General features: G+C 68.3%; 24 protein-coding genes. 9 read left to right on the top strand and 15 right to left on the bottom strand.

The window, feature by feature from the left end; translation table 11 throughout:
- Positions 1 to 165: 165 nt before the first annotated feature.
- The 5 genes from DM992_RS05215 to argS form a co-directional block, all read right to left on the bottom strand.
- Complete coding sequence (locus DM992_RS05215; RefSeq protein WP_111015993.1) at positions 166 to 1,761, bottom strand: ABC transporter substrate-binding protein; 1,596 nt, start codon at positions 1,759 to 1,761, stop codon at positions 166 to 168.
- 437 nt (positions 1,762 to 2,198) lie between these two features.
- Entirely contained in the window at positions 2,199 to 2,972 is a 774-nt protein-coding gene (locus DM992_RS05220) for an SDR family oxidoreductase (RefSeq protein ID WP_111015994.1), read from the bottom strand.
- A 19-nt stretch (positions 2,973 to 2,991) separates the two neighbouring features.
- Complete coding sequence (locus DM992_RS05225; RefSeq protein ID WP_111015995.1) at positions 2,992 to 3,630, bottom strand: thiol:disulfide interchange protein DsbA/DsbL; 639 nt, start codon at positions 3,628 to 3,630, stop codon at positions 2,992 to 2,994.
- Between the two features lie 69 nt (positions 3,631 to 3,699).
- Positions 3,700 to 4,593: an SPOR domain-containing protein gene (locus DM992_RS05230; protein WP_111015996.1), complete on the bottom strand. Its 894-nt coding sequence runs from the start codon at positions 4,591 to 4,593 to the stop codon at positions 3,700 to 3,702.
- 105 nt (positions 4,594 to 4,698) lie between these two features.
- Positions 4,699 to 6,480, bottom strand: coding sequence for an arginine--tRNA ligase (gene argS / locus DM992_RS05235; RefSeq protein WP_111015997.1), 1,782 nt, complete (start codon positions 6,478 to 6,480; stop codon positions 4,699 to 4,701).
- 201 nt (positions 6,481 to 6,681) lie between these two features.
- On the opposite strand from argS, the gene DM992_RS05240 reads away from it, so the two are divergent.
- Positions 6,682 to 7,005, top strand: coding sequence for a DUF1840 domain-containing protein (locus DM992_RS05240; protein WP_111015998.1), 324 nt, complete (start codon positions 6,682 to 6,684; stop codon positions 7,003 to 7,005).
- A 112-nt stretch (positions 7,006 to 7,117) separates the two neighbouring features.
- Here the strand turns inward: DM992_RS05240 and metH are convergent, their stop codons facing one another.
- The 6 genes from metH to DM992_RS05275 all read right to left on the bottom strand — a co-directional run bounded on the left by metH (position 7,118) and on the right by DM992_RS05275 (position 15,084).
- On the bottom strand, positions 7,118 to 9,835 hold the full coding sequence (gene metH, locus DM992_RS05245) for a methionine synthase (protein WP_162631592.1): 2,718 nt from the start codon (positions 9,833 to 9,835) through the stop codon (positions 7,118 to 7,120).
- A gap of 42 nt (positions 9,836 to 9,877) precedes the next feature.
- On the bottom strand, positions 9,878 to 10,945 hold the full coding sequence (locus DM992_RS05250; protein ID WP_034179166.1) for a homocysteine S-methyltransferase family protein: 1,068 nt from the start codon (positions 10,943 to 10,945) through the stop codon (positions 9,878 to 9,880).
- A 201-nt stretch (positions 10,946 to 11,146) separates the two neighbouring features.
- Positions 11,147 to 11,404 (bottom strand): DUF3567 domain-containing protein, encoded by a 258-nt coding sequence (locus tag DM992_RS05255; RefSeq protein WP_006477667.1) that lies wholly within the window; start codon positions 11,402 to 11,404, stop codon positions 11,147 to 11,149.
- 241 nt (positions 11,405 to 11,645) lie between these two features.
- Positions 11,646 to 12,914, bottom strand: coding sequence for a DUF3108 domain-containing protein (locus tag DM992_RS05265; RefSeq protein WP_111015999.1), 1,269 nt, complete (start codon positions 12,912 to 12,914; stop codon positions 11,646 to 11,648).
- A 110-nt stretch (positions 12,915 to 13,024) separates the two neighbouring features.
- A complete protein-coding gene (locus DM992_RS05270; protein WP_162631593.1) occupies positions 13,025 to 13,891 on the bottom strand; it encodes an IclR family transcriptional regulator in 867 nt (288 codons plus the stop codon).
- 140 nt (positions 13,892 to 14,031) lie between these two features.
- Positions 14,032 to 15,084: an RNA-guided endonuclease TnpB family protein gene (locus tag DM992_RS05275; protein WP_111017809.1), complete on the bottom strand. Its 1,053-nt coding sequence runs from the start codon at positions 15,082 to 15,084 to the stop codon at positions 14,032 to 14,034.
- An 87-nt stretch (positions 15,085 to 15,171) separates the two neighbouring features.
- Here DM992_RS05275 and DM992_RS05280 point away from each other — a divergent pair, with 87 nt between their 5' ends.
- The 6 genes from DM992_RS05280 (at position 15,172) to rfaE2 (ending at position 21,195) form a co-directional block, all read left to right on the top strand.
- Positions 15,172 to 16,164, top strand: coding sequence for a fumarylacetoacetate hydrolase family protein (locus DM992_RS05280; RefSeq protein ID WP_111016001.1), 993 nt, complete (start codon positions 15,172 to 15,174; stop codon positions 16,162 to 16,164).
- A gap of 109 nt (positions 16,165 to 16,273) precedes the next feature.
- Complete coding sequence (locus tag DM992_RS05285) at positions 16,274 to 17,101, top strand: enoyl-CoA hydratase/isomerase family protein (RefSeq protein ID WP_047899145.1); 828 nt, start codon at positions 16,274 to 16,276, stop codon at positions 17,099 to 17,101.
- Positions 17,102 to 17,183: 82 nt separating this feature from the next.
- Positions 17,184 to 17,933, top strand: a complete 750-nt coding sequence (locus DM992_RS05290; protein ID WP_111016002.1) for a PhaM family polyhydroxyalkanoate granule multifunctional regulatory protein — start codon at positions 17,184 to 17,186, stop codon at positions 17,931 to 17,933.
- 24 nt (positions 17,934 to 17,957) lie between these two features.
- Positions 17,958 to 19,184, top strand: coding sequence for a patatin-like phospholipase family protein (locus DM992_RS05295; RefSeq protein ID WP_111016003.1), 1,227 nt, complete (start codon positions 17,958 to 17,960; stop codon positions 19,182 to 19,184).
- Between the two features lie 474 nt (positions 19,185 to 19,658).
- Positions 19,659 to 20,537 (top strand): diiron oxygenase, encoded by an 879-nt coding sequence (locus tag DM992_RS05305; protein ID WP_011353352.1) that lies wholly within the window; start codon positions 19,659 to 19,661, stop codon positions 20,535 to 20,537.
- Between the two features lie 172 nt (positions 20,538 to 20,709).
- Positions 20,710 to 21,195 carry a D-glycero-beta-D-manno-heptose 1-phosphate adenylyltransferase gene (gene rfaE2 / locus DM992_RS05310; RefSeq protein ID WP_034179159.1) on the top strand — a complete coding sequence of 162 codons (486 nt, stop codon included), beginning with the start codon at positions 20,710 to 20,712 and terminating at the stop codon, positions 21,193 to 21,195.
- 16 nt (positions 21,196 to 21,211) lie between these two features.
- On the opposite strand, the gene DM992_RS05315 is transcribed toward rfaE2, so the two are convergent.
- The 3 genes from DM992_RS05315 to DM992_RS05325 form a co-directional block, all read right to left on the bottom strand.
- Positions 21,212 to 21,454 carry a hypothetical protein gene (locus DM992_RS05315; protein ID WP_111017810.1) on the bottom strand — a complete coding sequence of 81 codons (243 nt, stop codon included), beginning with the start codon at positions 21,452 to 21,454 and terminating at the stop codon, positions 21,212 to 21,214.
- Positions 21,455 to 21,678: 224 nt separating this feature from the next.
- A complete protein-coding gene (locus tag DM992_RS05320) occupies positions 21,679 to 22,467 on the bottom strand; it encodes a type III pantothenate kinase (RefSeq protein ID WP_111016004.1) in 789 nt (262 codons plus the stop codon).
- Positions 22,464 to 23,384, bottom strand: coding sequence for a biotin--[acetyl-CoA-carboxylase] ligase (locus DM992_RS05325; protein WP_111016005.1), 921 nt, complete (start codon positions 23,382 to 23,384; stop codon positions 22,464 to 22,466). Before DM992_RS05325 ends, DM992_RS05320 begins: the two co-directional genes overlap by 4 nt.
- Positions 23,385 to 23,628: 244 nt before the next feature.
- On the opposite strand from DM992_RS05325, the gene DM992_RS41505 reads away from it, so the two are divergent.
- Together DM992_RS41505 and DM992_RS05330 are read left to right on the top strand one after the other, a co-directional pair.
- On the top strand, positions 23,629 to 24,138 hold the full coding sequence (locus DM992_RS41505) for a hypothetical protein (protein WP_162631594.1): 510 nt from the start codon (positions 23,629 to 23,631) through the stop codon (positions 24,136 to 24,138).
- A gap of 32 nt (positions 24,139 to 24,170) precedes the next feature.
- Positions 24,171 to 24,680: a hypothetical protein gene (locus DM992_RS05330; protein ID WP_111017811.1), complete on the top strand. Its 510-nt coding sequence runs from the start codon at positions 24,171 to 24,173 to the stop codon at positions 24,678 to 24,680.
- Positions 24,681 to 24,721: 41 nt separating this feature from the next.
- On the opposite strand, the gene DM992_RS05335 is transcribed toward DM992_RS05330, so the two are convergent.
- Complete coding sequence (locus DM992_RS05335; RefSeq protein WP_111016006.1) at positions 24,722 to 25,567, bottom strand: tetratricopeptide repeat protein; 846 nt, start codon at positions 25,565 to 25,567, stop codon at positions 24,722 to 24,724.
- Positions 25,568 to 25,574: the final 7 nt, after the last annotated feature.

Here is a 25,574-nt window from a genome sequence, read left to right on the forward strand (position 1 = left end):
ACCTTCGCGCGGCGTGCGTGGCACGGCGGCGAAAACATTTTGGGAAGGCTTAGTTGTTCACTTTGGCTGGCGTCCGGTATGAGGAATAGGAGCGGAGTGTAGCAAGCGGGGTGCGCGGGCCGCAAGCGAGCGGCGCGAACGCCGTCGCTTGCGCGCCACGCGCTGTTACTGCACGGCGACCGCCGTGAAGTTCTGCCGTCCGAACGGGCTCACGCGATAGCCGCTCACGTTCGTACGCATGAGCGCCGCGGCGGTCGGGTAGCCGAGCGGGATCCACAGCGCCTGGTCGTGGATGATCTTCTGCGCGGTTTCATACAGCTTCGCGCGCTTGGCCTGGTCGGCGGTCGACTTGCCGTCGGCGATCAGCTTGTCGAGCTGCGCGTCGCAGAAGCGCGCGAAGTTGATGCCCGACTTCACCGCATTGCAGCTGAACTGCGGCGACAGGTAGTTGTCCGGATCGCCGTTGTCGCCGGCCCAGCCCATGAACAGCATGTCGTGCTGGCCGAGCTTCGCCTGCTTGATCAGCTCGCCCCATTCGATCACCTTCACGTCGGCCTTCACGCCGATCTTCGCGAGGTCGGCCTGCAGCAGCTCCGCGCCGACCTTCGGGTTCGGGTTCAGCACGCTGCCGGTCGGGCGCGTCCAGATCGTCGTCGAGAAGCCGTTCGGGAAGCCGGCCTGCGCGAGCAGCTGCTTCGCCTTCGCGGGATCGTACGCATACGGCGCGACGTCCTTCGCGTAGCTCCACGTGTTCGGCGGATACGGGTTGTTCGCGGCCGTAGCGGTGTTGTCGAACACGACCTTCAGGTAGGTCGCACGATCGAATGCGAGGTTCAGCGCCTCGCGCACCTTGTTGTTGTCGAGCGGCTTCTTCTGCGTGTTCAGCGCGACGAACGCGGTCATGAACGCGGGTGTCTGCACGACCTTCAGCGCGCTTTCGCCCTTCGCGGCGAGCACGTCCTGAGGTTTCGGCGACAGCGCGATCTGGCATTCGCCGGCCTTCACCTTCTGCAGGCGCACCGACGGGTCGGGCGTGATCGCATAGATCAGCCGGTCGACCTTCGGCTTCGCGCCCCAGTACGTCGGGTTCACGTCGTAGCGGATCAGCGCGTCCTTCGTATAGCTCTTCAGCACGAACGGGCCCGTGCCGACCGGCTTCGCGTTCAGGTCGGCCTGCTTGCCGGCCTTCAGCAGCTGGTCCGCGTATTCGGCCGAGTAGATCGACGCGAAGCCCATCGTCAGGATCGGCACGAAGGTCGCGTTCGGTTCGTTCAGCACGAATTTCACGGTGCTGTCGTCGACCTTCGTGACCGACTTCACGAGCTTCACGAGGCCCATCGACTGCGCGTGCGGGAAGCCGCTCGCGCCGGCCACCTTGTGCCACGGGTTCGCATCGTCGAGCATCCGCGTGAACGTGAACACGACGTCGTCCGCGTCGAGCGCGCGGCCCGGCTTGAAATAGTCGGTGGTCTGGAACGCGACGTTCGGGCGCAGGTGGAACGTGTAGGTGAGGCCGTCGGCGCTCGCTTCCCATTTGTCGGCGAGCGCGGGCACGACCTTTTTCGCGGCTTCGTCGTACGACACGAGCGTGTCGAAGATCACGTCGGCCGATGCGTTGGTCGTGACGAGCGAGTTGTACTGCACGACGTCGAAGCCGTCCGGGCTCGATTCAGTGCAGACGGTGAGCGGCTTGGCGGCGGCGAGGCCGGGGGCGGCGAGCGCGGCGGCGACCGCCGCCGCGGCGAACAGCTTGACGTGCATAGGATCTCCCACGTGGCTTGTGCTTTTTGCTTGGTGACGGGACGCGGGCGCGGCCCGGAAGCGGGCGGGGCCGGCGCGGCTGGCGAACAGCATAACGTCAAAGCGCGCGGCGCGTGAAAAAAGGCGCCGGAACGCGGCGAATTGACCGAAAAACGGCTGCGTTCGCGACGGAACGGCTGTTGGGGCGGCGCAGGCGCCGCAAATGGGGTTGGCCGGGCGCGTGCGTACGGGAGGCGGCGGCCGGACCGGCGAAAGAGGGGCGTGGAGCCGGCACGGGAATCAGGTCCGGCTGCGAACGCGGGGCGGGCGCGCTGCCCCGGGGTGAGCCGGCGGGAAGAAGGCGCGGGGAGGGGGGCAAAGATGTTTGTGCCGCCGGAACCGGAGCGCCTCGCGACGCTCGAATTGCCGAACGAGCCGCGTGGCGGCCCGGCAACCGTTCAGTGCGCGCCGGCCTTCGGCTTGCGCGGCGCCTTCTCGAACAGGCGGTCGTACAGCCAGCGCGGCAGCACGTGCAGCACCTTCGCGACGACGCCCATCTGCCACGGAATCACGCGGAACGCGTGCTGCCGCGCGATCGCTTTCGCCGCGCGCGCGGCGAAGCGGTCGGCATCCATCAGGAACGGCATCCGGTACGGGTTGTGCGCGGTCATCGGCGTGCGGATATAGCCGGGCGCGATCGTCACGACGCCGACGCCGGCCGGGCGCAGCTCGACGCGCAGCGATTCGAGATACTTGATCGCGGCCGATTTCGACGCGCTGTACGCGCCGGAGCCGGGCAGGCCGCGCACGCCGGCGACGCTCGCGACGCCGACCAGCGTGCCGTGGCGCGAGGCCGTCATCGGGCCGACGAACGGCTCGAACGTCGCGACCATCCCGTAGTAGTTGATGTCCATCACGTTGCGGAACGTCGCGAGATCGCCCTGGCCCGTGACGGCGCCCTGGCTGATGCCCGCGTTCGCGATCACGACGTCCGGGCAGCCGTGCGCCGCAATGAACGACGCGGCGGCCGTCGCGAGCGCGTCGGCGTCGCGCACGTCGGCGGAATAGACGGAGATGGACAGCTTGGGGAAACGCCGCGCGAACGCATCGAGCGCCTCGGTGCGTCGCGCGACGAGCGCGAGCGTGGCGCCCTGGCGGGCGTATTCCTCGGCCATCGCGAGGCCGAGGCCGCTCGACGCGCCGGTGATGAAGACCTTCAGCGGAGTAGTCATGCCGGCGCGCGGGCGGGGGTCAGAGCTTCTTGTCCTGAACCTGCTTCACGAGGAAGTCGAGCACCTGGGCGGTACCCGGGATGCTGTTCGCGTAAGCGGGGCCCGTCTTGTACTTGCCCTGGACGACGACCGTCGGCACGCCGTCGATCGCGTAGTTCTTCAGCAGCTCGGCCGACTGCTTCACCTGGCCCTGCACGCTGAACGAGTTGTACGCGTCCATGAACTGCTTCTTGTCGACGCCCTGCGTGGCCAGGAAGTCGGCCTGCGCCTGCGGCGTCAGCAGGTAGTTCTTCTGCTTGTGGATCGCGTTGAAGATCGCCGGCGTGACCTTCTCGGAGATGCCGAGCGCGGCCACCGCATAGAACAGCTTCGAGTGCGGGATGAAATCGTCGCGGAATGCGACCGGCACGCGCTTGAAGTCGATGTTGTTGCCCTGCTTCTTCACCCAGGCCTCGATCGTCGGCTCGAATTCGTAGCAGTGCGGGCAGCCGTACCAGAAGAACTCGATCACCTCGACCTTGCCGGCCGGCGCGGACACCGGCTGCGGCGACTTCATCACCTCGAAGTCCTTGCCGGCGACCGGTGCGGCAGGCGTTGCCTGGGCGAAGCCGGCCGCGAGGCCCAGGGACAGAAGGAGCGTGCTAAGCAGTTTTTTCATGTTGTGAACGTCGAATCAGTTGCTCGGGTTACGAAACGTAACGGGTTCTGCGTGGGCTCGACCGGCTGCCTACTGCTTCGTGAAGCGGATCACCGCCGTGTCGACACCTGCATCGGACAAGCGCTGACGGGCCGAGTTCATATCCTCGAACTTCGAGAACGGGCCGACGCGCACGCGGAAATAGGTCACGCCGCTGACATCGCGCTTCGACACCTTCGATTCGAAGCCCTGGAAGCCGAGGCGCGCGCGCTGCTGCTCGGCGTCGCCTTCCGTCTTGTACGCGCCGACCTGCAGGAAGTAGCCGGTATTCGCGTCGCTCGCGGTCGGCGGCTTCGCTGCCGCGGCGGCGGCCGACGACGTCGGCTTCGGCGTGTTCGCGGCCTGCTGCTGTTGCTGCTGCTTTTGCGCGGCGGCCTGCTGCGCCTGCTTCTGCGCGGCGAAGCGCGCGAGGTCGTCCTCGCCGGCCTGCTGTTGCTGCTGCGGCTGCGTCTTCTTCGGCGGCGTGGTGTCGGCCGGCTTCGGCGCGACGGCGACGCCGTTACCCGACGACGTATTGTTCGACGCGGTCGTGTTGTTCGAGCTGCCGGTGTTGTTCGGGCCGCTCGACCCGTTGGCCGACGGCGGCACTTCGACGATCTGCGGCTCGGGCAACAGGCCGCCCTGGGTCTGGTTCGCGGCCTGGCCGGGCGCGGTGTTGGGCGGCGCGGGCTGCGCGGCCTGCGGCACCGGCTGGCCGGGCGTCTTGCCCTGCAGCGCGCGGTTCGGGTCGAACTGCTGCGGCTGGCTCGCGCCGTTGTCGGCCGGCGGCGGCGCGACCTTCGACACGAACGGCGACGGCGAACGCGTGATGTAGAGCGCCACCACCACGGCGATCGCGAGGCCGACGATCAGGCCCAGCACGATTCCAAGAAATGTCCCTCCGGCTTGTTTCGATTGTTTCGAAGTGCGGCGTGGTTGTGCCATTGCTTGAGTCACCTGCAAAAAGAATCGTGAAAAGGCTGCGGCAGGCGCTCCTGCGGGCGGGCGCTGCCGCGGCCATTCGCTGCCCGGTTCGGGCCGCTTGCGTCCTTACATCTTGGCGGGCGCGGACACGCCGAGCACCGCCAGGCCGTTCTCGAGCACCTGCCGGGTCGCCGCGAGGAGCGCGGCGCGCGCGTTGCGCGGCGCTTCATCGTCGACCAGCACGCGCTCCGCATTGTAGAACGAGTGGAATTCGCCAGCGAGATCGCGCAGGTAGAACGCGACCGCGTGCGGCGCCAGCTCGTTCGCCGCGTGCGTGAGCATGTCCGGATACTCGGCGAGCTTCTGCATCAGCGACGCGGCTTGCGCGCTAGTCAGTTGCGACAGGTCGGCGCCCGGCAGTTGCGCGGCGTCGACGTTGTAGCGCGACTTCAATTCGTTGAGCACCGAGCAGATCCGCGCATGGGCGTACTGGACGTAATAGACCGGGTTCTCGTCGTTCTGTTTCAGCGCGAGGTCGATGTCGAACACGAACTCGGTATCGGCCTTGCGCGAGATCAGGAAGAAACGCACCGCGTCGCGGCCGCGCGTGATGGTCGCCTCGTCGATCAGGTCGGGCGCCGCCTCCTGGCCCGCCGCCGCGCCGCCCGACCATTCGATCAGGTCGCGCACCGTTACGTAGCTGCCCGCGCGCTTCGAGATCTTCACTTCCTGGCCGTCGCGCATCACGGTGACCATCTTGTGCAGCACGTAGTCGGGATAGCCCTTCGGGATCCCGACGTGCAGCCCCTGCAGGCCCGCACGCACGCGCGCGATCGTGCCGTGGTGGTCCGAGCCCTGGATGTTGATCACCTTCGTGAAGCCGCGCTCCCACTTGGTCACGTGGTACGCGACGTCCGGCACGAAGTACGTGTACGTGCCGTCCGACTTGCGCATCACGCGATCCTTGTCGTCGCCTTCGTCGGTCGTGCGCAGCCACAGCGCGCCGTCCTGCTCGTAGGTCATGCCGGCCTTGATCAGCGCGTCGACCGTCTTCTCGACGCGGCCTTCGCTGTACAGCGACGATTCGAGGTAGTACTGGTCGAACTTCACGCCGAACGCCTGCAGGTCCATGTCCTGTTCGCGACGCAGGTAGGTGACCGCGAACTTGCGGATCGCGTCGAGATCCTCGACGTCGCCCGTGCCCTTGACGGGCTCGCCGTCCGACGCGGCGACCGTTTCGCCGTTCAGGTAGTCGCGTGCGATGTCGGCGATGTATTCGCCGTTGTACGCGGCTTCCGGCCAGCCCGCGTCGCCCGGCTTCAGGCCGCGCGCGCGCGCCTGCGTCGAGATCGCGAGGTTGCCGATCTGCACGCCTGCGTCGTTGTAGTAGAACTCGCGGTGCACCGCGTAGCCCTGGCTCGCGATCACGTTCGCGAGCACGTCGCCGAGCGCGGCCTGGCGGCCGTGGCCGACGTGCAGCGGGCCGGTCGGGTTCGCCGACACGAATTCGAGCAGCACCTGCTTGCCTTTCTCGCGATCCGACGTGCCGAACGCGCGGCCCTGGTCGAACACGGCGGCGATCACCGCCTGCTTCGCGGCGGCCGACAGGCGCAGGTTGATAAAGCCGGGGCCGGCGATTTCGGCGGCTTCGACGAGCCCTTGCGCGGCCGGCTGCGCGGTGAGCGCGGCGACGATCTGCTCGGCGAGCTGGCGCGGGTTCGCGCCGAGCGGCTTGGCGAGCTGCATCGCGACGTTGCACGCGACGTCGCCGTGCGCGGCGACCTTCGGGCGCTCCAGCGTGATGGCCGGGGCGACGAACGCTGCGTCGGCGCCTTTCAGCGCGTGTGCGACCTGCTTGACGCTATCCGCGAGCAGGGCTTCGAGGGTCTGTTTGTGTGCTGGCAGCATGCTGGTAGAAGGCTTCGTTGGTGGCGGCCGGAAACGCCGGGCCGCCGGCGCGCTTTTTAAGCGCGCGTTTCAGGGATCGCAGAATTTTAACAGGTGCTAATATGCCGCTCAGGCGCCCCGCGTCCGCGAGGCCGGACGCCGGTCTGCCGGCGTTCCCCCAACCTCGCCGCGCAGGCACAACAAGATGAAAAGGGAATTGTCATGATTACGTTCAAGAGCAAGGCGGCACAGGATCTCGACGTGCTGAAGGATTTCGCCGTGTATGTGCTGGGCCTCGTCGGCAAGCAGCTGGGCGAGCGCGGTGTGATTACGCACGACGAACTGGACCACGCGATCGCGAAGCTGGAAGGCGCAGTCGCGCAGGCGAAGCAGGCGCGCGCCGAGCACGCCGGCCACTTCCACGAGGACGAACACGATCACGCGCACCACGAAGTGCCGCCTAGCCTGGCCCAGCGCGTCGCGCCGTTCCTCGCGATGCTGCGCGAGGCGAAAGCCGGCGAAGCCGACGTGCACTGGGGCTTCTGAGCTTCCTTGCCCGGCAGTACGAAAGGTGAGTAAGGCAGGAAAAAGCCCGCTATCGAGCGGGCTTTTTCTTTTTGTCTGACCAAACGGGCGGTCGGCCGCCCGTCTGCATCGATCAGAGCTGCGGCGCAAGCGCGCGGCGCGCGTCGTCGAGCGACAGCGCCATGCGCCGCGCGTAGTCCTCGAGCTGATCCTGCCCGATTTTTCCGACCGAGAAATAGCGGCTGTCCGGATGCGCGAGGTAGAAGCCCGATACGCTCGCGGCCGGCAGCATCGCCAGCGAGTCGGTCACGCTCATGCCGATCTCGTCCGCGTGCAGCACGTCGAACATGTCGCGCTTCACGAGGTGGTCGGGGCAGGCCGGGTAGCCGGGCGCCGGGCGGATGCCCGCGTACTTTTCGGCGATCAGCGCGTCGTTGTCGAGCGTCTCGCCGCTCGCGTAGCCCCACAGCTCGCGTCGCACCCGTGCATGCATCGCCTCGGCGAACGCTTCCGCGAAGCGGTCGGCGAGCGCCTTCAGCATGATCGCGCTGTAGTCGTCGTGGTCGGCTTCGAACTGCTTTTCCTTCACGTCGACGCCGAGACCGGCCGTCACCGCGAACATCCCGATGTAGTCGGCGACGCCCGATTCCTTCGGCGCGATGAAATCGGCGAGCGAGCGGTTCGGCCGCATCACGCCGTCGACCACCGGGCGCACGCTCTGCTGGCGCAGGTTGCGCCATGTGAGCAGCACTTCCGAGCGCGACTCGTCGCTGTAGATCTCGATGTCGTCGTCGTTGACGGTGTTCGCCGGCAGCAGCGCGATCACGCCGTTCGCGCTCAGCCAGCGGCCCTGGATCAGGCGCGCGAGCATCGATTTCGCGTCGGAGAACACGCGCCGCGCCGATTCGCCGACGATCTCGTCGTTCAGGATCGCCGGGTACGGGCCTGCCAGGTCCCACGTCTGGAAGAACGGGCCCCAGTCGATGTAGTTCGCGAGTTCGTTCAGGTCGTAGTTCTTGAACACGCGGCGGCCGATGAACTTCGGCTTCACGGGCGCGTAGCCGGCCCAGTCGACCTTCGTCTTGTTCGCGCGCGCTTCGGCGAGCGTGACCATCGGCTGCGCCTTGCGGTTCGCGTGCTGGTCGCGGATGCGCTCGTAGTCGGACTTCAGTTCGTCGAGGTACTTCGCCGCGCCTTCGTCCGACAGCAGGCTCGATGCGACCGATACCGAGCGCGACGCATCGGGCACGTAGACGACCGGGCCCTCGTAGTGCGGCGCGATCTTCACGGCCGTGTGCACGCGCGACGTGGTCGCGCCGCCGATCAGCAGCGGGATCTTCTTCACGCGGAAGTAGTCGTCGCGCTGCATTTCCGACGCGACGTATGCCATTTCCTCGAGGCTCGGCGTGATGAGGCCCGACAGCCCGATGATGTCCGCACCCTCGACCTTCGCCTTCGCGAGGATCTCGTTGCACGGGACCATCACGCCCATGTTGACCACTTCGAAGTTGTTGCACTGGAGCACGACCGACACGATGTTCTTGCCGATGTCGTGCACGTCGCCCTTCACGGTCGCGATGACGATCTTGCCCTTCGCGCGCACGTCGCCGCCCGCTTCCGCGAGCAGGCGCTTCTCCTCCTCGATGAACGGGATCAGGTGCGCCACGGCCTGCTTCATCACGCGCGCCGACTTCACGACCTGCGGCAGGAACATCTTGCCCTGGCCGAACAGGTCGCCGACGATGTTCATCCCGTCCATCAGCGGGCCTTCGATCACGTTGATCGGGCGACCGCCGGCCGCGTCGATCTTCGCGCGCACTTCTTCGGTGTCCTCGACGATGAAGGTCGTGATGCCGTGCACGAGCGCATGCGAGAGCCGTTTCTCGACCGGCTGGTTGCGCCACCCGAGGTTCTCTTCCTTCTTCGCGCCGCCCGCCTTGAACTTGTCGGCGATCTCGAGCAGGCGGTCGGTGGAATCCGCGCGGCGGTTCAGGATCACGTCCTCGACGCGCTCGCGCAGCTCGGCGTCGAGGTCGGCATACACGCCGAGCTGGCCGGCGTTCACGATGCCCATGTCCATCCCGGCCTGGATCGCGTGATACAGGAACACGGTGTGGATCGCCTCGCGCACCGGGTCGTTGCCGCGGAACGAGAACGACACGTTCGACACGCCGCCGCTCACCTTCGCGTACGGCAGGTTCTGCTTGATCCAGCGGGTCGCCTCGATGAAGTCGACCGCGTAGTTGTTGTGCTCCTCGATGCCGGTCGCGACCGCGAAGATGTTCGGGTCGAAGATGATGTCTTCCGGCGGGAAGCCGACTTCGTTCACGAGGAAGTCGTACGAGCGCTTGCAGATCTCGGTCTTGCGTTCGTACGTATCGGCCTGGCCCTTCTCGTCGAACGCCATCACGACGGCTGCCGCGCCGTAGCGGCGGATCAGGTTCGCGTGGCGGCGGAACGCTTCCTCGCCTTCCTTCAGCGAGATCGAGTTCACGATCGCCTTGCCCTGCACGCACTTGAGGCCGGCCTCGATCACGTCCCACTTCGACGAGTCGATCATGATCGGCACGCGCGCGATGTCCGGCTCCGACGCGATCAGGTTCAGGAAGCGCACCATCGCCGCCTTCGAATCGAGCATCGCCTCGTCCATGTTGATGTCGATCACCTGCGCGCCGTTCTCGACCTGCTGGCGCGCGACGGCGAGCGCCTCGTCGAACTGGCCGTTGAGGATCATCCGCGCGAACGCCTTCGAGCCGGTGACGTTGGTGCGTTCACCGACGTTGATGAAGAGCGTTCCGGACGTGACGTTGAACGGCTCGAGGCCGGCAAGGCGCATCATGTGATCGGTCATGGCGGTGCGAATTCGTGTAATGAAGGGCGTGGGGCGGTCGGGTCAGGCGTTGTCGCTGTACTGGTTCGGCCAGCGGCGCGGCTTCACGTCGGCGAGCGCCTTCGCGATCTCGGCGATGTGCTCGGGCGTCGTGCCGCAGCAGCCGCCCGCGAGGTTCACGAGCCCGGCCTGCGCGAATTCCTTCAGCAGGCCCGACGTGACGTCCGGCGTTTCGTCGAAGCCGGTGTCGCTCATCGGGTTCGGCAGGCCCGCGTTCGGGTAGCACGACACGTAGGTGTCGCACAGCTTCGCGAGCTCGGCGATGTACGGGCGCATCAGCGCCGCGCCGAGCGCGCAGTTCAGGCCGAACGTGAGCGGCTTCGCGTGGCGCAGCGAATTCCAGAACGCCTCGACCGTCTGGCCCGACAGGATCCGGCCCGACGCGTCGGTGACGGTGCCCGAGATCATGATCGGCAGGCGCTCGCCGGTGTCCTCGAACAGCTCGTCGAGCGCGAACAGCGCGGCTTTCGCGTTCAGCGTGTCGAAGATCGTCTCGACGAGGAACAGGTCGACGCCGCCGTCGAGCAGCGCCTTCGCCTGCTGGTAGTACGCGTCGCGCAGCTCGTCGAACGTGACGTTGCGGGCGCCCGGATCGTTGACGTCCGGCGAGATGCTCGCCGTCTTCGGCGTCGGCCCGATCGCGCCCGCGACGAAGCGCGGTTTGTCCGGCGTCGCGTATTTCGCGGCCGATTCGCGCGCGAGCTTCGCCGATTCGACGTTCATCTCGACGACGAGATCTTCCATCCCGTAGTCGGCCTGCGCGACCGTCGTCGCGCCGAACGTGTTGGTTTCGACGATGTCGGCGCCGGCCGCGAAGTACTGGTCGTGGATCTCGCGGATGATCTGCGGCTGCGTGAGCGACAGCAGCTCGTTGTTGCCCTTGATGTCGCGCGGGAAATCCTTGAAGCGTTCGCCGCGATACGCGGCTTCGTCGAGCTTGTAGCGCTGGATCATCGTGCCCATCGCGCCGTCGAGGATCAGGATGCGCGATTTCAGCAGCGCGGGCAGTGCGGCGCCGCGCGTGTAGGGCGCGTCGAGCGGGACGGAAGCGGCGAGAGGAGTCGCAGACATGGGCGGAGGACCGGCGAAGACGGGAAAACCGTCATTGTAGCCGGTGCGCCTGGCCGCCGCCCGGCCTCGCGCCGCGCCGGGCGGCGGCCAAATGAAAACCCCCGCCGGCGAACCGGACGGGGGCATGATCGGAGTGCTCGCGGGCGCCGCGTCGGTGCGCGGCGAATGGCCCGGCCGCGCGAGGCGGCGGGCCGCGGGTCGTCAGTGCAGCACGACGGGCATCATCATCAGGCTGTCGAATTGCCCGAGGAATTCGTCGACTTCGTCGAGCGACGGTTCATCCTCGATCAGTTGCTTGACGTGCGCTCGAAAGCGTTCGGCAAGTTCGCCGTCGATGAAGATCTCGCGCTGCGCGTTCTTGTCGACGATTTCGTATCCGCCGGCATTCATCAGATGATGGCCGGCCTGCGGCGCAAATTCGACGACGCAGTAGTTGGGGCTGTTGTAGATCATTTGCATGGCGGCACTCCTCTTCGCAGTGGCATCTGGCCTTGTTGTCCCCTAGGTGGGGCGAGCCTTGCCGGTTTCAAGGGGCTTGCGCAGCACACCCCGTTCCCGTTGCGTGGGGTGTATCGGTTAGAAGCCGATGTCTATGAAACGTTTCTTATTGTCTGCCGGTGGACTGAAATAGTTGTTAAAGAATGTCATCGGCCATTTCGCGGAAATCTGTAATCGGTCGAAATTGCCGATCCACGCGCGTTCACTGTGTGACGGGCGACGATGCCGGCGGTGCAGCCGGTTGCGCGGTGGCCGGCGGCGCGGGTTGTGCGGGTTCCGCGGGCGGCGCGGCGGCCGATGCATCGGGCGTCGATGCGCCGGCGGGCGGGTTCGTTGCGCCGCCTGCCGGCGCGGCATCGGACGGCGTGGCCGGCGCCGCGAGCCGGCCGTGCCACAGCAGCTCGATCTGCGCGCCGTTCGGTTCGCTCTGCACGAGCCGCGCGGGCAGCCAGCCGAGCGACGGCGCGAGCCACATGTCGATGCGGCGCGTGTCGCCGTCGCGGCGCGGCAGGCGCATGAAATGCCGCGCGTCGATGATGCCGGCCTGCGTCTGCACCTGCTCGTCGCCGATCACCGTGATCGGCCAGGTCTCGCCGCTGTTGTTGTCGATCACGAAGAACTGCTGCGTGACGCCCGGCTTGTAGGCGGACGGGTTGCCGCGCAAGAGCCCCGACAACTGCATCAGCATGCTGAAGCGGTCCTGCACGCCGTCGGGCAGCGGCGCATTGTTCGGCGTGCGCGTGAACACGACCTGCCGGATCTCGCGGTTGAAGATCGCGATGTCTTCCGGCCGCTTGCCGCGCTTCTCGACGTAACGGTCGGGCGCGACGCCGAACGCGTCGATGCGGCCTTCGCTGCGATAGGCGAACGGGCCGACGAACGGCACCGGCATCGATACCGACAGGTCGTAGGTGTGCCCGTCGGTGCGCCAGTGGATCGTGCCGATCATGTTCTGCATCCCGTTGTAGAACGTGTCGTACTGCAGGTCGCCGGACGGCGGCGCGGCGAACTTCACGCCGTCGGCCGCGGGGCCCGGTGCTGCGGCGCTGCTGGCGCCGGCGGCCGATGCGGCGTGCGCGTCCGATGCGCCCGATGCACCCGGTACGCCGCTCGCCGCGGATGCGGATGCGGCGGCCGGCGGCGGCTCGCCGTGTTCGGCCGTCTGCGTCGACGTGAGGACCGGCTCGGGTGACGGTGCGGGCTTCGGTGCAGCGGCCTTGGGCGCGGCCGGATGCTCGACCGGCTTCGGCGCAGGCGGCGCGGGCTGGCGCTCGATCGGCTGCGGCTTCAGCAGCTCGATCTGCACGGGGACCTCGGCGGACGCGGGCGGCGTGAACGATTCGCGATTGCGCATCAGCCAGATCGCGGCGAGCGCGTGCAGCACCAGCACGACGACGAGCGCGCCGCCCGCGCGCAGCCAGCGGCGGGGCAGGGCGTGACGCGGGCGGATGTCGGCAGGCTGCATGGGCATCGGAACGGGGTCGGGGCGGTCGCGTGATGTTGGACGCGTAGCGCGCCACAGGAATCGGACCGTCGGAGGCGCCGCGCGTTCGCGCCGTGTACCGGGGTGTATCGCGTACGTCAGGCGTCGCGTGCGTCGGGACTATAGCCGAGTTCGTAAGACAGTTTCCGCGCGCACACGCGCAACGCAGTGTCGATCTCGCCGCCCCACGCGATATCGAACGAGCCTTCCTGGCCGAGCGCGACGATCGCGAGCGCGAGTTCGCCGACCGCGTCGAACACGGGCATGCAGAACGCGTGGATCGTCGGCAGCAGCATCCCTTCGACGCGCGCGGCCTCGTGCTCGCGCACGTCGGCCAGCACCGCATCGACTTCGTCGAGCGTGCGCGGGCCGCCGTGATGCGGTGAGCGGCGCGTATCGGCGAGTTCGCGCTCGAGCATCGCGGCGGTCTTGCTGCGCGGCAGGTACGCGGCGAACAGCAGCCCGGTCGCGGAGCCGAGCAGCGGCATCACGTCGCCGAGCTTCAGCGACGCCTTCGCCGGATGGCTCGATTCCATCCAGTGCACGATCGTCGGCCCCTGGTTGCCCCACACCGCGATGCCGACCGTCTGGTCGAGGCGGTCGCGGAATTCGGTCAGCGCGATCCGCGCGAGCTTCACGCCGTCGACGCGCGCGAGCCGCGCGAGCCCCATCTGCAGCGCGAAGCCGCCGAGCTCGTAGCGGCCCGATACGGGATCCTGCGATACGACGCCGAGCCGCGAGAAGCTGACCAGGTAGCGGTGCGCCTTCGCAGGACTCATGCCCGCGCGCTGCGCGAGGTCGCGCAGCATCATCGCGCGCGGCTCGCTCGTCAGCACGTCGAGCAGGCGGAAGCCGACCTCGATCGACTGGATGCCGGAGCGGACCTTCTCGCCGTGCTCGCCGGAAGCGGCGTCGTCGGTGTCGGAGTCGGCGAGATCGTCGTCGGGAAGCTGGCTGGCGGGCATGGGCAGCGGGTGCGGAAATGCGGCAAGGATCGGGCGAAAACGGCGTGCGTGATCGTGCGCGCCGCATGGATTCACCATCGTAAAATAGATTCCCTCCATCGTCACTACAACGCAGATTCCCCTTTGACGTCCTCCCCCCGCTAAAGGCGGGGGATTCCCACTTCTGGCGATGCACGCCCGCATCGGAGAATGTTCAACGCAGCGTTGGTATCACGATCATGCTCGACGCCACTGTCACTGCAGGTCCACTCTCTTACTCGCAGTCCCGCGATACCTTTCGGCGGCGTCGCGCTGTCTGTCGACCCGCACGCCGAACAGGACTGGGTAGAACCGCTTTCGTCGACTTCCTCGAACGTAGCCCCGTGCGCCATCGCCTTGTAACGGAGCTTGTCCCGGAAGGACGACCAGGATGCGTCGTAGACGCTTTTCGCCATCCTGGTCTTGGCGAGCTTAGCGGCCGACACGTTGCCGACCGCGATGTAGTCGAAGCGTCGCACCAGATCGAGTGCGAGCTTGTGCTGGAAGTCCGCGCGAGCGTTTGCCACCTTGGCGCGCAGCTTCGCGATGTGCCGCTTGTGCGTTCGCGCACGCTGCGCTTTCGCCAGTTTTTCGGCCGCGCGCTGGCCGAACCGGTCGTTAGGCAGCTTCTCGCCGGTCGAAAGCGTGGCGAAGTCTTTCAGACCGAGATCGAGGCCGACGCCGGAACGGATCGGGCGCGCCTGAACATCAGGCATCTCGATCACGATGTTGAGAAACCAGTTGCCGCGCGCATCCTGTGCAAAGTCAGTTCCGTCCTTGATCTTCCCTTCGGGAAGCGGCCGGCTACTGAATACACGGAAAGTGTTGCCGGCAAAGCGAAACGCGTCGCCCTCGCGTTTCAGGTCGCGGCCCTTCAGCGGCACCCAGCCAGGCGATTTCCTGCCGCGATAGCGCAGGTAAGGGCGCCGGTGCTGGCTGCGCGACTTCGCGTACTGCTCGCACGTTGCGTTGACCGTTCCCGAGTGAATGCCGAGTTCCTTGCTGCTGCCAGTCGTCAGCACGTTCAGGTCGAAACCCGTCGGCCACTTCTTGCTCCACTTGAGCGCGTGCTTCTGCGTGTCACTGCAGAAGTTCCAGACGTAGTTCACCGCACGGCACTGCTTGTTAAGCAGTCCGTTGAGCGACTTGACTCGATAGCGATAGACAAGAATCATGCCGGTCATTCTAACGATGGAATGACGTTTGCCGACGAGCGTCCCTTTCCTCCTCGCCATGCATGGCGAGGTTTCTAGGAGTAACTGATGAAACTTGCTTCGCTGAAGGACGGCACGCGCGACGGCCAGCTGATCGTCGTGTCGCGCGACCTGCACACCGCGGCGATCGCCGACGCGATCGCACCGACGCTGCAGCGCGTCCTCGACGACTGGGCGTTCTACGCGCCGCAGCTGCGCGACCTGTACGACGCGCTGAACCATGGCCGCGCGCGCAACGCGTTCTCGTTCGATCCGGCCAACTGCATGGCGCCGCTGCCGCGCGCGTTCCAGTGGGCCGACGGCTCCGCGTACGTGAACCACGTCGAGCTCGTGCGCCGCGCGCGCGGCGCGGAGATGCCGCCCGAGTTCTGGACCGATCCGCTGATGTACCAGGGCGGTAGCGACGATTTCCTGGGGCCACGCGACGACGTCGTGTGCCCGTCCGAGGAATGGGGCATCGATTTCGAGGCGGAAGTCGCGGTGATCACCGGCGACGTGCCGATGAGCGCATCGCCCGACGACGCGCTGAAGGCCGTGCGGCTCGTCACGCTCGTGAACGATGTGTCGCTGCGCAACCTGATTCCGGCCGAGCTCGCGAAGGGCTTCGGCTTCTTCCAGAGCAAGCCGGCCACCGCGTTCGCGCCGGTCGCCGTGACGCCCGACGAGCTCGGCGACGAATGGCGCGACGGCCGCGTGCACCGGCCGATGATCGTCCACTGGAACGGCAGGAAGGTCGGCCAGCCCGATGCGGGCACCGACATGGTGTTCCACTTCGGCCAGCTGGTCGCGCACGCGGCGAAGACGCGCAACCTGCGCGCCGGCTCGATCGTCGGTTCGGGCACGGTGTCGAACAAGGATGCGAAGCGCGGCTACTGCTGCATCGCCGAGAAGCGCTGCCTCGAGACGATCGAGCATGGCGCGCCGCAGACCGAATTCATGCGCTACGGCGACACCGTGCGCATCGAGATGTTCGACGCGGCCGGCAAGTCGATCTTCGGCGCGATCGAGCAATCGGTCGCACCGCCCGACGGCGCGGCGTAAGCGAGGCGCGCGAAACCCGGCTCCGGCCCGCGCGCCGGGTTTCGCCTGATGTTTGCCCGCGCGGGCTTGGCTACACTCGATTCAAGAGCCTCGAGCAAGGAGCAGGCGCATGGCTGATCTCGCCGCGTACGGCGGTTATGAAGCACTGAAGGTGACGCGCCGCGACCATGGCGTGCTCGACATCGTGATGAGCGGCGAGGGCGCGAACCGCAGCGGCCTCGCGACCGCGAACGCGCGCATGCATCGCGAGCTCGCCGACATCTGGCGCGACGTCGACCGCGATCCCGACACGCGCGTCGCGGTGATCCGCGGCGAAGGCAAGGGCTTTTCGGCGGGCGGCGATCTTGCGCTCGTCGAGGACATGGCGAACGACTTCGACGTGCGCGCCCGCGTGTGGCGCGAGGCGCGCGACCTCGTCTACAACGTGATCAACTGCAGCAAGCCGATCGTGTCGGCGATGCACGGGCCGGCCGTCGGCGCGGGGCTCGTCGCCGGGCTGCTCGCCGACATCTCGATCGCCGCGAAGGATGCGCGCATCATCGACGGCCACACGCGGCTCGGCGTCGCGGCCGGCGACCACGCAGCGATCGTGTGGCCGCTGCTGTGCGGGATGGCGAAGGCGAAGTACTACCTGCTGCTGTGCGAGCCCGTGAGCGGCGCGGAGGCCGAGCGGATCGGGCTGGTATCGCTCGCGGTCGAGCCGGCCGACCTGCTGCCGAAGGCGTACGAAGTGGCCGAGCGGCTCGCGCACGGTTCGCAGTCGGCGATCCGCTGGACCAAGTACGCGCTGAACAACTGGCTGCGTACGGCCGGGCCGACCTTCGACACGTCGCTTGCGCTCGAATTCATGGGCTTCTCGGGGCCTGACGTGCAGGAAGGCATCCGCTCGCTGCGCGAGCGGCGTCCGCCCGACTTCCCCGGCGACGCGCCGTTCTGACGACGCGCGCTATGATCGAATCACGCGCGGCTGCACGACGCATGGCGGCCGCCTCGCTCCCCCAGTCAACCAGGATGCCCGTATGACGACCGATGCCTCCGGCTCCAACCCTTTCGCCGGCTTTGCCGGCTTCAAGCCCGCCGACATGATGGACCGGATGTGGGACATGATGCGGATGTCGCCGTTCGGCGGGATGACGTCGTTTCCGGGCGCCACGCAAGGGCTGCCGCCGTCGCTGTCGAGCATGTCCGACATGATGGCGCCGCTCACGAGCGTCGAGGAACTCGACAAGCGGATCACCGACCTGCGCGCGGTCGAGCAGTGGCTGAAGCTCAATCTCGGGATGCTGCAGTCCGCAATCCAGGCGCTCGAGGTGCAGCGCGCGACGCTCGCGACGCTGCGGGCGTTCGGCGCGTTCGCGCAAAGCTCGATGTCGGCGGCCGAGGAAGCGGCCGTCGCGGCGGCGCAGGCGGCGAACGCCGCGTCGGCGCCGCCGGGCGATGCAGCACCGGCGACGGACGGTGCGGACGCGCCGCCGGAAGGCGATGCCGCGCAGCAGGCGTTCGACCCGGCCGGCTGGTGGAACCTGCTGCAGTCGCAGTTCAACCAGCTCGCGAGCCTCGCGATGGCGCAGCCGGGCATGCAGCCCGCGGCGCCGGGCGACGCGCCGCCGGACGCGGCCGCCCCGCCGGAGCAGGCCGCGAAGCCGGCACCGGCCGCCGCCGCGCCGCGCAAGCCCGCTGCGAGGCGCGCGAAGCCGGCCGGCTCGGCCGCGGTGCGCGCGGCGGCCGCTTCGTCGCCCGAAACCCGTCCGCCGAAGCGCTCGACGTGACGCGGCGCCGGTAGCAGGTCGATCATGCGGCTCGCGCTCGTTCTGATGGGAGGCGGCGCGCGCGCCGCCTACCAGGTCGGCGTGCTGAAGGCGCTGGCCGAGATCGCGCTCGAGGCCGATCCGGACCGGCACACGCTGCCGTTCGCGGTCGTGTGCGGCTCGTCGGCCGGCGCGATCAATGCGACGTCGATCGCGAGCCACGCGGACGACTTTTCCCACGGCGTGCGCCGCCTGCTCGAATTCTGGGAGCACCTGCGCCCCGACTACGTGTACCGCACCGACTGGCTCGGCATCGCGGCCGCCGGCGCGCGCTGGCTCGCGACGATGACGTTCGGCTGGGCGGCCCGCCGTTCGCCGCGCGGGCTGCTCGACAATACGCCGCTCGCGCACCTGCTGCAGCGCGAACTGAGCTTCCACCGGATCGAGCAGATGCTCGAGGCGCGGCTGCTGCACGCGCTCGCGGTGACGGCGCTCAGCTATTCGAGCGGCCGGCATCTCACGTTCTACCAGGCGGCCGAGCCGATCCAGGCGTGGCGGCGCGCGCAGCGCACCGCGCGGCTCGTCGATCTGTCCGCGTCGCACCTGCTCGCCTCGTCGGCGATTCCGTTCGTGTTCCCGGCCGTGCCGCTCGTGCTCGACGGGCAGATCGAGTACTTCGGCGACGGTTCGATCCGGCAGATCGCGCCGCTGTCGCCGGCGATCCACTTCGGCGCGCACCGGATCGTCGTCGTCGGCGCGGCCGACCCGCGGCCCGAGATTCCGGCCGCGAACGGCGCCGGCCGCGTGCGCGGCTACCCGACGCTCGCGCAGATCGGCCAGCAGGTGCTTGCGAGCGTGTTCCTCGACTCGATCGGCTCGGACATCGAGCGGATCGAGCACATCAACCGGATGATCGAGCACCTGCCGCACCAGGTCGAGGTCGACAGCGGCTGGCGGCACGTCGACGTGCTCGCGATCGCGCCGTCCGAGCGTATCGAGCTGATCGCCGCGAAACACCTGAAGCAGATGCCGGCGGCGATGCGCGGGCTGCTCGGCGCGGTCGGCGGCAGCCAGCCGGCCGGCGCGTCGTTCGCGAGCTACCTGCTGTTCGAGGAGGCGTTCACGCGCGAACTGATCGAGCTCGGCTACGGCGACGGGCGCGCGCAGCGCGACACGCTCGCCGGCTGGATCGCGCAGGCGGACGGCGGCAGCGCACCGGCAGCCGGCGTGCCGCCGGAAGACGGCCTCGCGACGGGCGAAATACGGGTCTGATCACGTGGATGGCGGGCGGTTGCGCGAGGTTGCGTTTCCGCGACGGTCGGGCGCGACCGATCGCCGCACCGGGATTGACGGCGCGCGACCGGGCAGGCGTCTCGGAAGCGTCATGCACGCGTGATATCATGGCCGCCGCCGTATACACCACATCGAGCAGCCCGCCGATCCGGCATCCGCACGGGACCCTACGGGGAACCCGCCTGGGGGCAGGGGACGGGCTCGCCAACGAGCCGGCCAGCGCCGGCCCCAACTCAGGCAAGCGCCGCCGGTTCCGTTCGAACGGAGCGTGGCTGCGGCGAGCCCAACGGCGGCGGCGCGGCCGCCCGGCTGCCGGACACGGAATCAGCGTCCGGCGGGTCGGTTTCACGCGTAAAATTACAGTCTTGGCTGCAAAAAGCGCGCTGGGCGCGCCTTTGTGGCAACAGTCACGTTTAGAGAAGTCGCATTGCGCAGAACAGGGGTGGGACCATCATGAACACGATGCTTTATCCGGAACTTTACAGGTCGCTCGAAGCCGTCCGCTGGGACATGGAGAAGGACATTCCGTGGGACAAGTTCGACGCTTCGCTGCTCACCGACGAGCAGGCGAAGACGATCAAGATGAACGCGATCACCGAATGGTCGGCGCTGCCCGCGACGGAAATGTTCCTGCGCGACAATCAGCACGACAGCGACTTTTCCGCGTTCATGAGCGTGTGGTTCTTCGAGGAGCAGAAGCATTCGCTCGTGCTGATGGAATACCTGCGCCGCTTCAAGCCGGAAATGGTGCCGACCGAAGAGGAACTGCACGCGGTGCGCTTCCAGTTCGACCCGGCGCCGCCGCTCGAGACGCTGATGCTGCATTTCTGCGGCGAAATCCGTCTGAACCACTGGTACCGCTGCGCGGCCGACTGGCACACCGAGCCCGTCATCAAGCAGATCTACGAAACGATCTCGCGCGACGAAGCGCGCCATGGCGGCGCGTACCTGCGCTACATGAAAAAGGCGCTGAACAACTGCGGCGACGTCGCACGTGCCGCGTTCGCGAAGATCGGCGTGCTGATGGCGTCGGCGCGCCGCACCGAGAAGCCGCTGCACCCGACCAACCTGCACGTGAACCAGGCGCTGTTCCCGCGCGACACCGTGCAGTCGCGCCTGCCTGATCCGGAATGGCTCGAGCGCTGGCTCGACGAGCAGATCCGTTTCGACGGCGAGTGGGAGAAGAAGGTCGTCGAGCGCATCCTGCACAACCTGTCGATCCTGTTCGAACGCACGTTCGCGACCGCGCAGGAATTGAACCGCTACCGCAAGGAAGTCACCGGCCGCCTGCAGGCCGAAAGCGGCCCGTCGTCGGCCGCGCAGCCGGCCTGAGGCCGCAACGCGCCGCAGCCGGCGTGAGTCGCGCCGGCCGCATTGCGCCGTTTCGTGTCCGTTGCATGAAGCCCGCCCGGCCGGTCCGGCGGGCTTTTTATCTGGCGCCGCCATCGCATCCCGCCGTCTGGGCCGCCGCGCGCGCCATCGTTCATTCCGTCCGATCGCCATCATGTCCGCCACCTTCGAACGCAAGCTGATCACCCGCGACGCCCTCGTCGCCCTGCGCGCGTCGCTGCCGTCGCCCGTCGTGTTCACCAACGGCGTATTCGACATCCTGCATCGCGGCCACGTCACGTATCTCGCCGACGCGAAAGCGCTCGGCGCATGCCTGATCGTCGGCGTGAACTGCGATGCGTCGGTGCGCATGCTCGGCAAGGGCGATGATCGGCCGATCAACCGCGAGGACGATCGCGCGGCGCTGCTCGCGGCGCTGGAAAGCGTCGACTGGGTCGTGAAGTTCGAGGAAAAGACGCCGGTGTCGCTGATCGAGGCGATCCGTCCGGACATCCTCGTGAAGGGCGGCGACTACGACATGGATGCGCTGCCGGAATCGGCACTCGTGCGCAGCTGGGGCGGCCGCGCGCTGGCGATTCCGTTCGCGCACGACCGCTCGACCACCGCGTTGCTGAAGAAGGTCCGCGCGCAGCAGTCCTGAGCGCAGCCCGGCGCCATCAGGGCGCGGACGCCGCAAGCGGCGCGGCCGTGACGGCCGGCGACGCGATCGGGCCGCCGACGACGGGCTGGTCGGCCGCGTGCGCCAGCGGCGTCACGCGCAGCGCGTCGGGCTGCACTTGTCGCGACAGCACGCCAGGTTCGCGCGGGCCGGCTGCCGGCAGCGGCCCGAACACACCGCGCGCCACCACGAACGCGAGCATGTTGGCGAGAAAGAGAACAGCGATCAGCCAGCGCAGCATCGTCGACACTCCTTTTCGTTCAGTCGGACCCGCCGCATGGCCGGCCTGTTCGTTGTTTCTGTGACAGTTCGCAACAGTCAGGCAATGCACGTGCGAACTTTGCCGCGCGGTGGCCTGCCGTCTGTTCGCCGCGGCGGCGTGCGTTTCCCCACCGTCACCGTGACGAAGCCCTGCATGGGCATTCGCCGATACCGTCAGTGTGGCGCGAAGCCGGCGAATTTCCGTCAATCCTGCGCGGCAGCTTCCGCGGCGATCAGCGCGAGCCCGGACAGGATCAACGCGTCATGCCGCGTATGCGGCAGCGTCAGCGCGCGCGCGACCTCGTCCGCCGCGCCGCCTGCCAGCACGAGCCGCACGGGTGCCTGCCATGCGTCGGCGAGATCGCGCCAGGCGCGTTCGATCAGCCCCGCCTGCGCGTACAGGCAGCCTGCCGACAGCGAGCGCGGCGTGTCGACCTGAAACGGCTCGGCCTGCGCGCCCGCGAGCAGCCCGCTCGCGATGTCGGTGGTCAGCGTCGGCAACTGCGCGGTGTGCGTGCCGAGCGCGCGCATCATCAGCGCCCAGCCCGGCGCGATCAGGCCGCCCGTGAAGCGGCCGTCCGCGCGCAGTGCCTCGAGCGTCGTCGCGGTGCCGAACGTCGCGATCAGCAGATGCTCGCCCGGAAAGGCCGCGCGCGCGCCGATCAGGCCGGCCCAGCGGTCGCTGCCGAGCTGTTCGGGCATTGTGTAGCCGTTCGTCACGCCGCATTGCGCGGGGCGCGAGCGTATCGTCGTGCGCGGCAGGCCGGGCCAGCGCGCGTCGAGCAGCGCGTCGATCCGTGCGGCCACGTCGGCGCCCGCGACGTTCGAGATCCATGCGCCGCGCGGACGCGGCAGGCTCGACCAGTCGGGATCGCCGCCGCCGTCGCGTGCGTGGCCGAACGCGCCGGTCTGGACAAGCGTGCGCTGCGCATCGGCGAGCGCCCACTTGATCCGGCTGTTGCCGGCGTCGATCAGCAGGTACGGCTCGTTCATTGCGCTTCGCGCAGCGACACGTCGCCGGCCGCGATTGCCTGCACGCCGTTCGGCGTGTCGAGCAGCAACTGGCCGGTCGCATCGATACCGGTCGCGATGCCGCGCGCGCGTTCGACGCCCTGTTCGAGCAGCACGACTTCGCGCCCCGCATAGGCGTGCAGCGCGTGCCAGCGCGGCAGGAACGGCGCGAGCCCGTCGGCGCCGAACTGCGCGAGCGCGGGCGTGAGCGCGTTCAGCGACGCGGCGAGCGTATCGGTGAGGTTGGCCGATGCGCACGCAATCGACAGCGCGGCGGGGGGCAGCCCGCTCGCGAGCGTCGCTTCGCGCGCGCGCAGCGCGTCGACCTGCGCGGCGACGGCTTCCGCGCCGCGCACGTTGATGCCGAAGCCAATCACGACGGCGGTCGCATCGGCGGTGGTCCAGACGGTTTCGATCAGGATCCCGGCGAGCTTGCCGACGATGCGCGGCGTGCCGTCGTCGGTGGCCGTCAGCAGCAGGTCGTTCGGCCATTTGAGCACGACGCGCATGCGGGCGTCGAGCGGCAGCGTGGCCAGCCCTTCGGCGAGCGCGACGCCGATCGCGATGCTCAGGCCGCCGAGCGCGTCGACGGCGCGCGGCACGATGCAGCCGACCGAGCACAGCAGCGCATTGCCGGGCTGCGCGAACCACGGGCGGCCCTGCCGGCCGCGGCCGGCCGTCTGCTCGAACGCAACGCGCACGAGCGGCGCGGGCAACGCGTTCGCGCTGCGCGGCAGCGCCTTGAGCCGCGTCGCGACGTCGGCGTTGGTCGAGCCGGTGGCGGCGACGATGTCGAGCGGCCACGCACGCGGCGCGGCGTCCAGGTGCGCCTCGAGCCGGTTGCGCGCGATGTGCGCGTCGCCGGAATCGGGCGTGTCGGAAGAGGTAGGGGCGTTCATGGTGGCTATTGTAGCGACAGGGGGCGGGAGGCGAGTCGGGAAGCGGGGAAGCGGAGCGTAGCGGGGAACAGGTACGTACCGATATGGCGCGTGCCGCGCAAGTTCAGAATCCCGGGATTTCGCGGGACCGAATCAACATCGATACAAAGATCTGGCACAACGATTCGCTCATTCTCCCGAGCCAGTGCAACCGGATCGAGATCGAGTTCATTCCCGCCGGTTCGCGTAGCGGCTGCGAGACCACTTGCGGCACAACCATGCACCGGCAGAAATCTCGACGGTGATGGCCGCGCATCCGGCGCGGCCGTTTGTTTGCAGGCTCGGCTTCACGGACACGCAGGCGCTTGCAGTCGGCGTTCTGCTCGACCACGGGCCTGTTGCAGCTTTCGTCTGCAGAACCCGGCATCGTTGCGCACCGGCGCCAGCCGGCATCTTGATATTCCCGATCGGCGCGACTACGTTCGAAGTATCCGCTCCGGCGACGTGTTTCGACGGGTTTGCCAGCAGCAACGCAGACGAATCGGTGCGCGCCGGCGCGTTCTCGTCGTTGCTGCATCGAGGGAAAAAGGCGATGGGCAAGCTTCATTCATGTTCGAACCTGTCCAGCCTGTTCGAGCGCTTCCACCTCAAGACACCCCGGGTCTCCGACACCGTCGGGCCCCCGATGACGCGCGCCTGTCGCCGGTGGATGGACGCGCTCGCGTCGGCATGGTCTTCGGTGCGCTCGGGTATGTCGCATACGCACCGGCACTGACGCGGCAGCGGACCGTTTTCAAGGAGGTGGCCATGCAACTCCACATGCATTCGCACCATTACGCGCGCCGCATCCCGGTGTGGCGCGCCGCCGTGATCGGCGGGTGCGTGGCCGGTGCGGTTTTCCTCGTCATCCAGGTCGTCGCGGCGGCAATCATCGGACACGACGCGTGGGCGCCGCTGCGCATGATCGCGGCCATCTACTTCGGCGACGACGCGCTCGCGCCGTCGATCACGGTCGAAGTGGGGACGCTGCTGGCGGCGCTGGGCGTGCACTTCGCGTTGTCGATCGTATTTGCGCTGATTCTGGCCGTGATCATCGCGTGTTTCAGCCTGGATTCGAGCGTCGGGATGGCCAGCGTGGCGGGGGCCGTATTCGGCGTGCTGCTGTACGTCGTCAACTACTACGGCATGACTCAGTTGTTCCCGTGGTTCGCCGACGCGCGAGGCTGGGTGAGCGCGCTCGATCACGTTGTCTTCGGACTGATCGTGTCCGACGCGTACATGCGTCTGGAGCGACCCGCGCAGAGCGGTGCCGCCTGACGGGATGCCGCGACGGCGCCCAGCCAGGCGGCAGGGCCGCGTCACGGAGCGACGACCGGATGCTTCAGCGCATGCGCGGTCTCGATCCACTGCGCGTGGAATTCGTCCGCGTCAGGCCGGAGCCCCAGCTCGCCGTTGCGATAGGCCATCGCGAGCGTCTGTACGGCTTCCGGCAGCTCGTGCTCGGCGGCCCGGCGATACAGCGCGAGCGCGCGCGCGTCGTCGCGCGGCACGCCGCTGCCGTCGCGGTACGCGTTCGCGAGCATGAAGTCCGCGGCCGGGATGTCCGCGCGCGACGCGACGTCGAACCAGTGCGCGGCCTGCACCGGATCGGCGGCGATGCCGTAGCCGCTGCGATAGATCAGCCCGAGGTAATACGCGGCGGCCGGGTCGCCCTGTTCGGCCGCTTCGCCGAGCAGGGCGCGGGCGCGTGCGTAGTCCTTCGGGATGTCGCCGCTGCCGAGCAGCAGTGCCTTGCCGAGCGCGAGCTGCGCGCGCCGCGCGGCCGGTGCGTCAGCCTTGCCGTCCGCCTGCGCGGCGGTTTCCAGCCAGCCTCGCCCCTCGTCGCGCAGCCCCGGTTCGCGCGCGTCGACGAGCGCGATGCCGAGCGCCGCCTGCGCGGCGCCCGACCCGCGGCGCGCGAGCGTGCGCAACTGCGCGAGCGCGTGCGGCTCGGTGGCCTGCGTGACCATCGCCTGCCATTCGTCGAGCTGCGCGGCGCTCGGCGCGGGGCCGGCGCCGCGCAAGCCGGTCGCAGCTACCACGGCCGCGACGGTCACGGCCGCCGCCGCGAGCAGCGCGGCCGGCGGGAGTTTCGCGCGCAGCAGGCGCCGCGCGGCGGCGGCGAAGCCGGTTTCGGCCGGCCGCATCGTCCGGATCGGTTGCATCGCGTGT

Origin of the sequence: Burkholderia sp. JP2-270, assembly GCF_003233675.1 — a bacterium.
GTDB lineage: Bacteria > Pseudomonadota > Gammaproteobacteria > Burkholderiales > Burkholderiaceae > Burkholderia > Burkholderia pyrrocinia_C.

Excerpts from the sequence above, each read along its gene's own strand:
- DM992_RS05290 (WP_111016002.1), top strand. The coding sequence starts at position 17,184 with ATGACGACCGATGCCTCCGGCTCCAACCCTTTCGCCGGCTTTGCCGGC.
- DM992_RS05255 (WP_006477667.1), bottom strand. The coding sequence starts at position 11,404 with ATGCAAATGATCTACAACAGCCCCAACTACTGCGTCGTCGAATTTGCG.
- DM992_RS05240 (WP_111015998.1), top strand. The coding sequence starts at position 6,682 with ATGATTACGTTCAAGAGCAAGGCGGCACAGGATCTCGACGTGCTGAAG.
- DM992_RS05280 (WP_111016001.1), top strand. The coding sequence starts at position 15,172 with ATGAAACTTGCTTCGCTGAAGGACGGCACGCGCGACGGCCAGCTGATC.
- DM992_RS05220 (WP_111015994.1), bottom strand. The coding sequence starts at position 2,972 with ATGACTACTCCGCTGAAGGTCTTCATCACCGGCGCGTCGAGCGGCCTC.
- DM992_RS05270 (WP_162631593.1), bottom strand. The coding sequence starts at position 13,891 with ATGCCCGCCAGCCAGCTTCCCGACGACGATCTCGCCGACTCCGACACC.
- DM992_RS05330 (WP_111017811.1), top strand. The coding sequence starts at position 24,171 with ATGCAACTCCACATGCATTCGCACCATTACGCGCGCCGCATCCCGGTG.
- DM992_RS05315 (WP_111017810.1), bottom strand. The coding sequence starts at position 21,454 with ATGCTGCGCTGGCTGATCGCTGTTCTCTTTCTCGCCAACATGCTCGCG.
- DM992_RS05335 (WP_111016006.1), bottom strand. The coding sequence starts at position 25,567 with ATGCAACCGATCCGGACGATGCGGCCGGCCGAAACCGGCTTCGCCGCC.
- DM992_RS05295 (WP_111016003.1), top strand. The coding sequence starts at position 17,958 with ATGCGGCTCGCGCTCGTTCTGATGGGAGGCGGCGCGCGCGCCGCCTAC.
- DM992_RS05305 (WP_011353352.1), top strand. The coding sequence starts at position 19,659 with ATGAACACGATGCTTTATCCGGAACTTTACAGGTCGCTCGAAGCCGTC.
- DM992_RS05265 (WP_111015999.1), bottom strand. The coding sequence starts at position 12,914 with ATGCCCATGCAGCCTGCCGACATCCGCCCGCGTCACGCCCTGCCCCGC.
- metH (WP_162631592.1), bottom strand. The coding sequence starts at position 9,835 with ATGACCGATCACATGATGCGCCTTGCCGGCCTCGAGCCGTTCAACGTC.
- DM992_RS05275 (WP_111017809.1), bottom strand. The coding sequence starts at position 15,084 with ATGATTCTTGTCTATCGCTATCGAGTCAAGTCGCTCAACGGACTGCTT.
- DM992_RS05325 (WP_111016005.1), bottom strand. The coding sequence starts at position 23,384 with ATGAACGCCCCTACCTCTTCCGACACGCCCGATTCCGGCGACGCGCAC.
- rfaE2 (WP_034179159.1), top strand. The coding sequence starts at position 20,710 with ATGTCCGCCACCTTCGAACGCAAGCTGATCACCCGCGACGCCCTCGTC.
- DM992_RS05230 (WP_111015996.1), bottom strand. The coding sequence starts at position 4,593 with ATGGCACAACCACGCCGCACTTCGAAACAATCGAAACAAGCCGGAGGG.
- DM992_RS05225 (WP_111015995.1), bottom strand. The coding sequence starts at position 3,630 with ATGAAAAAACTGCTTAGCACGCTCCTTCTGTCCCTGGGCCTCGCGGCC.
- DM992_RS05285 (WP_047899145.1), top strand. The coding sequence starts at position 16,274 with ATGGCTGATCTCGCCGCGTACGGCGGTTATGAAGCACTGAAGGTGACG.
- DM992_RS05320 (WP_111016004.1), bottom strand. The coding sequence starts at position 22,467 with ATGAACGAGCCGTACCTGCTGATCGACGCCGGCAACAGCCGGATCAAG.
- argS (WP_111015997.1), bottom strand. The coding sequence starts at position 6,480 with ATGCTGCCAGCACACAAACAGACCCTCGAAGCCCTGCTCGCGGATAGC.
- DM992_RS05215 (WP_111015993.1), bottom strand. The coding sequence starts at position 1,761 with ATGCACGTCAAGCTGTTCGCCGCGGCGGCGGTCGCCGCCGCGCTCGCC.
- DM992_RS05250 (WP_034179166.1), bottom strand. The coding sequence starts at position 10,945 with ATGTCTGCGACTCCTCTCGCCGCTTCCGTCCCGCTCGACGCGCCCTAC.